The organism is Acinetobacter sp. UBA3025, from assembly GCF_002367915.1.
Taxonomy (GTDB): domain Bacteria; phylum Pseudomonadota; class Gammaproteobacteria; order Pseudomonadales; family Moraxellaceae; genus Acinetobacter.
Window position 1 is genome coordinate 1 of record NZ_DFDO01000034.1, and the last position, 8,686, is coordinate 8,686.

The 8,686-nt window shown below is 44.8% G+C and carries 10 protein-coding genes and 1 pseudogene; 6 read left to right on the top strand and 5 right to left on the bottom strand.

The features are described 5' to 3' along the window. The 3 genes and pseudogenes from B4J23_RS01460 to truA all read left to right on the top strand — a co-directional run. Positions 1–290: pseudogene (locus B4J23_RS01460) on the top strand (fimbrial protein FimV); the annotation flags it as partial. Positions 291–337: 47 nt separating this feature from the next. Next, the gene (locus B4J23_RS01465) at positions 338–1,309 is read left to right on the top strand and encodes an asparaginase domain-containing protein (RefSeq protein WP_291358526.1); all 972 of its coding nucleotides are present in this window, start codon (positions 338–340) and stop codon (positions 1,307–1,309) included. Positions 1,310–1,327: 18 nt separating this feature from the next. Beyond that, complete coding sequence (gene truA / locus B4J23_RS01470) at positions 1,328–2,125, top strand: tRNA pseudouridine(38-40) synthase TruA (RefSeq protein WP_200229652.1); 798 nt, start codon at positions 1,328–1,330, stop codon at positions 2,123–2,125. Positions 2,126–2,233: 108 nt separating this feature from the next. Here the strand turns inward: truA and B4J23_RS01475 are convergent, their stop codons facing one another. Continuing rightward, positions 2,234–3,241, bottom strand: coding sequence for an AraC family transcriptional regulator (locus tag B4J23_RS01475; protein ID WP_004781856.1), 1,008 nt, complete (start codon positions 3,239–3,241; stop codon positions 2,234–2,236). A 231-nt stretch (positions 3,242–3,472) separates the two neighbouring features. Between B4J23_RS01475 and infA the strand changes: the two genes are divergently transcribed. From infA to B4J23_RS01490, 3 genes are all read left to right on the top strand, one after another. After that, positions 3,473–3,694 carry a translation initiation factor IF-1 gene (infA, locus tag B4J23_RS01480; protein WP_001284370.1) on the top strand — a complete coding sequence of 74 codons (222 nt, stop codon included), beginning with the start codon at positions 3,473–3,475 and terminating at the stop codon, positions 3,692–3,694. Between the two features lie 140 nt (positions 3,695–3,834). Then, positions 3,835–4,230, top strand: a complete 396-nt coding sequence (locus B4J23_RS01485) for a hypothetical protein (protein ID WP_291358531.1) — start codon at positions 3,835–3,837, stop codon at positions 4,228–4,230. Between the two features lie 182 nt (positions 4,231–4,412). Continuing rightward, entirely contained in the window at positions 4,413–4,826 is a 414-nt protein-coding gene (locus B4J23_RS01490) for a hypothetical protein (protein ID WP_291358533.1), read from the top strand. 64 nt (positions 4,827–4,890) lie between these two features. On the opposite strand, the gene leuB is transcribed toward B4J23_RS01490, so the two are convergent. From leuB to leuC, 4 genes are all read right to left on the bottom strand, one after another. Further along, positions 4,891–5,970 carry a 3-isopropylmalate dehydrogenase gene (gene leuB / locus B4J23_RS01495; RefSeq protein ID WP_005232348.1) on the bottom strand — a complete coding sequence of 360 codons (1,080 nt, stop codon included), beginning with the start codon at positions 5,968–5,970 and terminating at the stop codon, positions 4,891–4,893. A 41-nt stretch (positions 5,971–6,011) separates the two neighbouring features. Continuing rightward, entirely contained in the window at positions 6,012–6,575 is a 564-nt protein-coding gene (locus tag B4J23_RS01500) for a hypothetical protein (protein ID WP_291358536.1), read from the bottom strand. 88 nt (positions 6,576–6,663) lie between these two features. Beyond that, complete coding sequence (gene leuD / locus B4J23_RS01505) at positions 6,664–7,314, bottom strand: 3-isopropylmalate dehydratase small subunit (RefSeq protein WP_291358538.1); 651 nt, start codon at positions 7,312–7,314, stop codon at positions 6,664–6,666. 21 nt (positions 7,315–7,335) lie between these two features. Next, the coding region (gene leuC, locus B4J23_RS01510) for a 3-isopropylmalate dehydratase large subunit (RefSeq protein WP_291358539.1) at positions 7,336–8,686 on the bottom strand (1,351 nt) is incomplete at its 5' end.

Below are 8,686 nucleotides of genomic sequence, written 5' to 3' on the forward strand. Positions count from 1 at the left end.
AACTTGATAATGTCGAAGCTGTAAAAGAGGCTCCTGTTTCTACAGGGGTGAATTTTGAGATTCCGACAGCGCCAGTAACTACAGCAATCGATCAACATGATCCATTGGTGCAGTCTTTCCCTGAGCTGATGGAAGTTAATGAAGCGGACCTTAACCTGGAGCTGGCACAACAATATATCCAGTTAGGCGCTTATGCAGCTGCCCGTGAAGTCATAGCTGAACGTGAAGCTGAATATACAGCAGCACAACGTCAGCAAGCTGATCAGTTGCTGAATCAAATCGCATCTTAATCAATTTCCCTTTACACTAAAGCAGTCAACATTTGGCTGCTTTTTTTATGATGAAAGATATTGCACTGATTTATATGGGCGGCACCTTTGGCTGTGTCGGTGACCCGCTCGCCCCTATGTCTGCCGATTTATTTATTCCAAAACTGGAACAGCTGCTTGCTACGGATCAACCGTTGATTCAGTATTACTGCGCTCCTGTGATTAAGGACAGCAGTGCCTGTACTGCTACAGACTGGTTAGAACTGGTGCAATTTATCCAAAATCTGCAATCTGAACAGCAGATACAACATTTTGTGATTATTCACGGGACAGATACCCTGAGCTATGCCAGCGCAGTATTGGCACATTTTATGGGGAATTCGGCTCATATTGTGCTGACTGGCAGCCAGTATCCCCTCCTGAATGCTGAAGGCGATGCGCAACGCGAATTTAGCGATGCCATGGACAATCTGAGCTTTGCGCTCGCTTCAGTAACTCAGTGTAATGCAGGTGTTTATCTGGCTTTTCATCAGCAACTGATTCATGCTCAAACTGCCTTAAAGCAACATACCACTGAGCTGAATGCCTTTACTGGTCTGGATGCGCATATCGCTATTCAGGCCAACCAGCAAAGTCATCAGGTTACAGCAGACGATATTGCCAAAGCTCTGGATTTTAACTGCATGAGCTTGATGATGCAGCCGATCGATTTAGTTCAACAGTTCAATAATCTGAAAAATATTTTGGCCTATCCTCCGCATTTTCTATTCCTGCAAGGCTTTGGAACCGGCAATCTGGCCGTCAATCCAGAGATCGTAGATTTTATCAATCAGCTCTATACCAAAGGCTGTATCTCGGTCTTAACTACTCAAGTGCCTTTCGGTGCCACCGATCAGCGTTATGCCATTGCTGAATGGGTGCATGATTGCAAAATTCTACTCAATGAAAGTTATGGCCATGCTGATCTTTATGCAAAAGCCTTAAAAATGTATTTACAATATGACACGGTAGAACAATGGCATGCCCATTGGTACGATTAGTCAGGTTTTGAGGTCATTATGCAGCGTTTTGCGGTGGGAATTGAGTTTTGTGGAACGAATTATCGAGGTTGGCAGACTCAACAACCGGGCGTAATCAGTGTTCAGGAAACCATCGAGAAAGTTCTCAGTAAAATTGCCGATGAACCGATTATTCTGCATGGTGCAGGCCGAACCGATGCCGGCGTGCATGCGACCAATATGGTCGCACATTTTGATACCCATGCCTTGCGTTCTGAACGAGGCTGGTTAATGGGCTCAAATAGCCAGTTACCTAAGGATATCTCAATCCAATGGATCAAGGAGATGGATGATGGCTTCCATGCACGCTTTAAAGCACAGGCACGCCGTTATCGTTATATTGTCTATAACTATCCGGTACGCCCTGCCTTGCTGCATAAACAGGTCACTCATATTTACTATCCACTTGATGTCAAAAAGATGATTGAAGCGGCTGCAAAGTTTGAAGGCACACATAACTTTGAGAGTTTCCGTGCAGCAGCCTGCCAGTCCAATCAGCCGGTACGTCACGTCCGTCACTGCCGCCTGATCCAGCATGGGCCTTATCTGATTCTAGATATTCAGGCGGATGGCTTCCTGCATCATATGGTACGCAATATCATGGGCTGTTTGCTGGAAATCGGCCAAGGCATGTATGAGGTTGACCATATTGACCATATTTTTGCAGCAGAAGATCGTAAAGCAGCCGGTGTTACCGCACCACCGGACGGTCTGTATTTTATCCAGGCTGAATATCCAGAGTATTTTGACCTACCCAAAGTACCTTTGGGTCCATACTGGTTAAATATGCCGGAATAAGCTAATTATTTTTAATTTTTAAATCCCTCCTAACCTCCCTTTGAAAAAGGGAGGAACTCCTCTCCTTTATTAAAGGAGGGGTTGGGGGAGGATTTTAGATTTTAAAGATTAACGCTGCTTGCGCTTCCGATATTCCACCGGCGTTTCATTGGTCCAGCGTTTAAAAGCACGGTAGAAGGTACTTGGCTCCGAGAATCCAGTCAGATAAACGATACGTTCTACACTTTCATTGGTACTCGCCAATAAACGTTTAGCCAGACGACAGCGATAATCGGACAGAATCTGCTGGAAACTGGTATTAGCCTCACTGAGCTGGGTACGTAAACGGCGTGGGGTAATATTCAGTTGAGCGGCTACAGTTTCCAAAGTCGTTTCACCACTTTCTAAAGTAGAACCGATTGCACGACGTACTTCCCCGACTAAATCGTAACGAGCCAGTTCCTGTAATTTTTCAATTGCCAGCTGTTCATGTAGCTGCAACAGTTCCGGTTCTGCCTGCCAAAGCGGGAAATCAAGAATGCTTGGATCAAAATACAAACGGGTTTCTTTCTGTCCCAGACTTACCGGACATTCATAAACCCGGAAATATTCTTCATCTGCCGCGCCTTTGGAAAAATTGAAATCGATATAGATCGGTTCAAAGCGGCCTTCAGTAATAAATTTAAAGAAACGCAGCACACCCGACATCGCACATTCGGTAAAGTGACGATTGACCAGACTTTCAGCAAAAGGCTGTTCACCATTGGTCAGATAGCAGCGATCGTCTTCGACCACCAGCTTGGCATGAAAAGCATCACTGATCAGACGCTGATAAGCCAGTGCACGTTTCAAGCCTTCACCAAAATTCTCTGATGAAATAAACAGATGCTCGATCACCTGTCCGCGATAGAGCGGCAAATGTTCACCCAGATGCAATCCGATATCCGGGTCCTTACTGACCTCTTCTGCGGCAACCCAGAAGGCATACTGAGCACTGAGCGGAGTACGATCATTGGTCTCCACCTGATTTAAAGCGACTCCTGCTTTTGTCAGAAGTTCTTCTGTTGGCAAACCTGCACGACGAATCGCCTGATAGCCTAAACGCAATACGACTGATGCATCCGTTAGCTGACTCACTCAAAAACCTTCCTTGTATGTACTTCATTTATACTTAAAAAGATTGAAATTAGATTAACTGTGATTGACCAAACTGACAACAGATACCACACGCTTTTTAGTTAAAAAGTTTAAACTCACACTTCGCTTATTTTACTGACAGATGATCAGTCTAACGCCCGTTACACCTTGTGTTTTGCGAAAAAATTGACTATAATTTGCGCCTTTCCAATTTATTCATTCAGGTAGGCTATGGCCAATAAAGAGGAACTCATCGAGTTCGAAGGCGTTGTCACCGAGACGCTTCCTAATACTATGTTCCGTGTACGTTTAGAAAACGGTCACGAAGTAATTGCCCATATTTCTGGTAAAATGCGTAAACACTATATTCGTATTTTGACTGGCGATAGCGTGAAGGTCGAAATGACTCCTTATGATTTGACTAAGGGTCGTATCACATACCGTGCGCGCTAAGTTTTAGCGGAAGCAAAAGCCACTCATCCAGTGGCTTTTTTATTGTCTTTTCTTTTATATCAATTCCCCTGCACATTCCCTATACTGCATTCGAAGATAATAATTTCTATTTTTCCTCTAATAAAAACAGTGAATCATTCATGCAAAAATTCTTGTTTTCTCTGATCCTAGGAATCAGCCTGACTGCCTGCGCCACTACAAATTCGACAAAATCACGACAACTAGATCAGCAACTACAGCAATATATTGGCAAATCTGCAGAATCAATTCGCAAGGATCTGGATTTAACTGCACTCGGTTTTAAGACCTCAAAAGCACCTGTACAAACGGAAAAACGTCTGAGTTATACTGTACTTCGCACCATTGAACTTCCGTTGGGAACACCGGCCATTCAGCAAAGTGTCAGTATAGGTGCTCCTGTACGATTCGCGACTGCACCCGGCCCAGGTTATCAGGTTGAAATGCCCTGCCAGATTCATTTTCAACTAGAACAAGGGATTGCTCAATCCGTGCAATATAGCGGACGTGCCTGTTAAGACTTATTTTTGCGTTTTATTCATTTTAAAGTGGATATAAGAGCGTTCTAAGTTGTCTTGAATTTGACAGCTACAGCTAACTGCCTGATTGATCCTGTCTTGCCTAATAATAAATTACAACAGTTCCTCTCACACTTTGCTACTACACTGTTTTTAAGCGTTCCTTGAGTAGGAGTGATGTGATGTTGTTAAGCAAAGGTACTTCTCTGGTATTGGGCTTGAGCATCCTGTTGCTCGGTCTGTCAGGGTGTGCACAAACACCTACGATCAGCCAGACTGGCCGTGAAACTTATTTACAGCAATTTATTGGGCAGAGTAGCCAGTATATTGATCGCAATTTAGATCTGAAACGTTTGGGTTATCAGCAAATCAGTGAACCTGAGCTCAGCTCCCAACAGCTCAGCTATGTCGTGGAACGTCCTGTGACCGTTCCCTTACCGATTGCCCAGTTTCCGGCAGCAGGTACTGGCACAGTTCCGGTTCCAGTCACTGTGAGTCCTGCATCAGGTTATGATGTGAATTTGCAATGCAAGATTACCTTTTTGCTCAAAGACAATATTGCAACTTCTGTCAGCCTTTCGGGTCGAACCTGTTAATCAAAATCAGTCATAAAAAAACGCAGCTCAAGGCTGCGTTTTTTACGTAGAAATACTGAGTAACTTAATTCAATGCAGTCACAACTGCCTGACCCATTTCCACCGTACCCACTTTAGTCATGCCTTCAGACATGATGTCAGCCGTACGCAGACCTTGGTCTAAAACATTTCCTACTGCATCCTCAATGGCTTTTGCGGCTGCTTCTTCACGGAAGGTATAACGCAGCATCATGGCTACAGACAGAATGGTTGCCAATGGGTTTGCCAGGTTTTGACCTGCGATGTCTGGTGCAGAACCATGGCAAGGTTCGTACATACCCTTACCATTTTCATCCAATGATGCTGATGGCAACATACCGATTGAACCAGTCAGCATTGCAGCTTCATCAGACAGGATGTCACCGAACAGGTTTGAAGTCACAATCACATCAAACTGCTTAGGCGCACGTACTAATTGCATCGCAGCATTGTCTACATACATATGAGACAGGTTAATGTCTGGATATTGCTCTTCTTTCAGTGCAGTTACGGTTTGTTTCCAAAGCTCAGTCACTTCAAGCACGTTGGCTTTATCGACTGAACATACTTTACCGTCACGCAGGCCAGCAAGTTCGAACGCAACTTTGGCAATACGCTTGATTTCAGATTCTGCATAAACGTCAGTGTTAAAACCTTGTTTTTCGCCATTTTCCAGTTCACGGATCCCGCGTGGCTGACCGAAGTAAATACCGCCGGTCAATTCACGTACGATCAGGATATCCAGACCAGAGACAATTTCCGGTTTCAAGCTAGAGGCATCAGCCAATTGCGGATAAAGAATTGCTGGACGCAAGTTCGCAAACAGATTCAACTCACTACGTAGTTTTAACAAGCCACGTTCTGGACGGATTGAACGCTCAATGGTATCCCATTTTGGACCGCCTACAGCACCGAGCAGAATTGCATCTGCTTTTTTCGCCTGTTCAGAGGTTACCTCTGGATAAGGTGAACCATGTGCATCAATCGCAGCACCGCCCAACAGACCTTGTTCCCATGTTAAACCCAGATTGAATTTTTCATTAACTCGTGTAAGCACCTGTTCTGCGGCTTTTACAATCTCAGGGCCAATACCGTCACCAGCTAAAATCAAAATTTGTTTAGACATGAGCTTTTCCATTTATAAGGTCAGGCATCCACCTGACTAGGTTAAATTTTTTTTTCTACAAACTCTGCAATGCCATTGATGACATTATAAGGTTTGCAAAAACGACGAATCACTTTCTGCTCTTGCAACAGGTCCACACACAATGGATCAGGTGCAGAGGCATTTAATAAACTGGTGCTACGTGCATTTCGGTCACGGAACATTTTCAGGGTATAGCGTTTATTCGCCTTAAACTGCTGGAACAGATGCAAGGTCTCAGCCTTATCCTTGCTAATCGGATAGAAACGCACCACCAGTTCATGCTGCCCTTCCGGTACAGATAAATAAATCGGATTCTCCTGTTTCAGGTTTTTGGCCTGCAAACGAACCAGACGCTGATCCAGCGCTTCTGGGCTGATTCGCTTGGTGGACTCATCCACAATCATGGTCCGATTTAAACGTTCAAACTGACAATCCGGTGTGCCTGCACAATAAATCAAGGCATTGGATTTGCTTTCTGCATCTTCTTTGGCATGTTTAAGTTTGAAGGTATCAATGCTCTGACACGCGGTCATCAGCACTGATACTGCACTTAGAGCAAGCCACTGTTTCCAATACGTTGCCATGATGTCTGTATTAACCTATCAAAAAAAATTAATAATCTTCTGATATTAGCAAGGCCTTCGCAGTCATGCCATGACAATTTTTGCTGTTTTATGAATGAATTTCAGCAAATACCCATGGGCGTGATTGTTTGGTTTTTTCTTCGTAGGCACGAATATCATCTGCTGCCTGCAAAGTTAAGCCAATATCATCCAAACCATTTAACAAACAATGCTTACGGAATGGGTCCACTTCAAACTTGAAACTTTCGCCATTTGGTGTACGAACTTCCTGCGCTTCCAGATCAATCGTTAACTGATAACCTTCAGCTGCTGCACATTCCTTAAATAACCGATCAACCGTTTCTTCCGGCAAGATCACCGGCAACATGCCATTTTTAAAACAGTTATTAAAGAAAATATCAGCAAAGCTTGGTGCAATCACAGTACGGAAACCGTATTCATTCAATGCCCACGGCGCATGCTCACGGCTTGAACCGCAACCAAAGTTAGCACGAGAAATTAAAATCGATGCATCTTGATAACGTGGCTGGTTTAACACGAAGTCCGGGTTAATCGGACGAACCGAGTTATCCTGACCCGGATAACCTTCATCCAAATAACGCAATTCATCAAACAGGTTTTCACCGAAACCGGTACGTTTGATCGATTTCAAAAACTGTTTTGGAATAATTAAATCTGTATCGACATTGGCACGGTCTAAGGGTGCAACAATACCTTGTTCAACGGTATAAGCTTTCATATTTCTGCTCCTGCGTACCAATTAAAATGAACGGACATCAACAAAGTGACCGGCAATCGCTGCCGCCGCCGCCATGGCTGGACTCACCAAGTGGGTACGACCGCCATTACCCTGACGACCTTCAAAGTTACGGTTTGAAGTTGAGGCACAATGTTCGCCTGGCTGCAACTTGTCAGCATTCATTGCCAAGCACATAGAACAGCCTGGTTCACGCCATTCAAAACCAGCTTCGATAAAGACTTTGTCCAAACCTTCAGATTCTGCCTGCTGTTTCACTAAACCCGAACCCGGAACGACCATGGCCTGCTTAATGCTAGAAGCCACTTTACGGCCTTTGATTACTTCAGCCGCAGCACGAATATCTTCGATACGTGAGTTGGTGCAAGAACCGATGAATACACGGTCTAACTGAATATCTGCTAAAGGCTGACCTGCAGTTAAGCCCATATATTGATAAGCACGGTTCCAGTCATTGCGCTGTACATCATCTTTGGCCTGTTCCAAAGTTGGAACCGCTTGAGACACCGGAATCACCATCTCAGGAGAAGTCCCCCAAGACACTTGCGGTTCAATCTCTTCACCTTGTAACACTACAACTGTATCGAAGTGAGCACCTTCGTCGGAGTGCAAAGTATTCCAGTACGCAACCGCCTGATCCCATTGCTCGCCTTTCGGTGCATATGGACGGTCTTTAACATACTCAATGGTTTTTTCATCGACTGCGACCATACCGACACGTGCACCCGCTTCGATTGCCATGTTACACACGGTCATACGGCCTTCAATCGACATGTCACGGAACACCTGACCACCAAATTCAATCGCGTGACCTGTACCGCCTGCAGTTCCGATTTTACCGATAATAGCTAAAACCACATCTTTCGGTGTTACGCCTTGACCCAATTTACCGTCAACGCGTACCAACATATTTTTCATTTTCTTCTGAACCAGGCATTGGGTTGCCAATACATGTTCAACTTCTGATGTTCCAATCCCGTGTGCCAAGCAGCCAAATGCACCATGTGTTGCAGTATGTGAGTCACCACATACAACGGTCATACCTGGCAAGGTTAAGCCTTGCTCAGGACCAACAACGTGCGCGATGCCTTGACGAATATCGTTAATATCAAATTCAACAATATCGAACGTCTTACAGTTATCATCCAAGGTTTGTACCTGGATACGTGAAGTATCATCTTCAATCCCAGCCACGCCCTGCTCACGCTCTTTTTTAGAGGTCGGTACGTTATGGTCAGGTGTCGCAATATTGGCACTTAAACGCCATGGCTTACGGCCAGCAAGTTGCAAGCCTTCAAAGGCTTGTGGCGAAGTCACTTCATGCAGGATGTGGCGGTCGATGTAGATCAGCGAC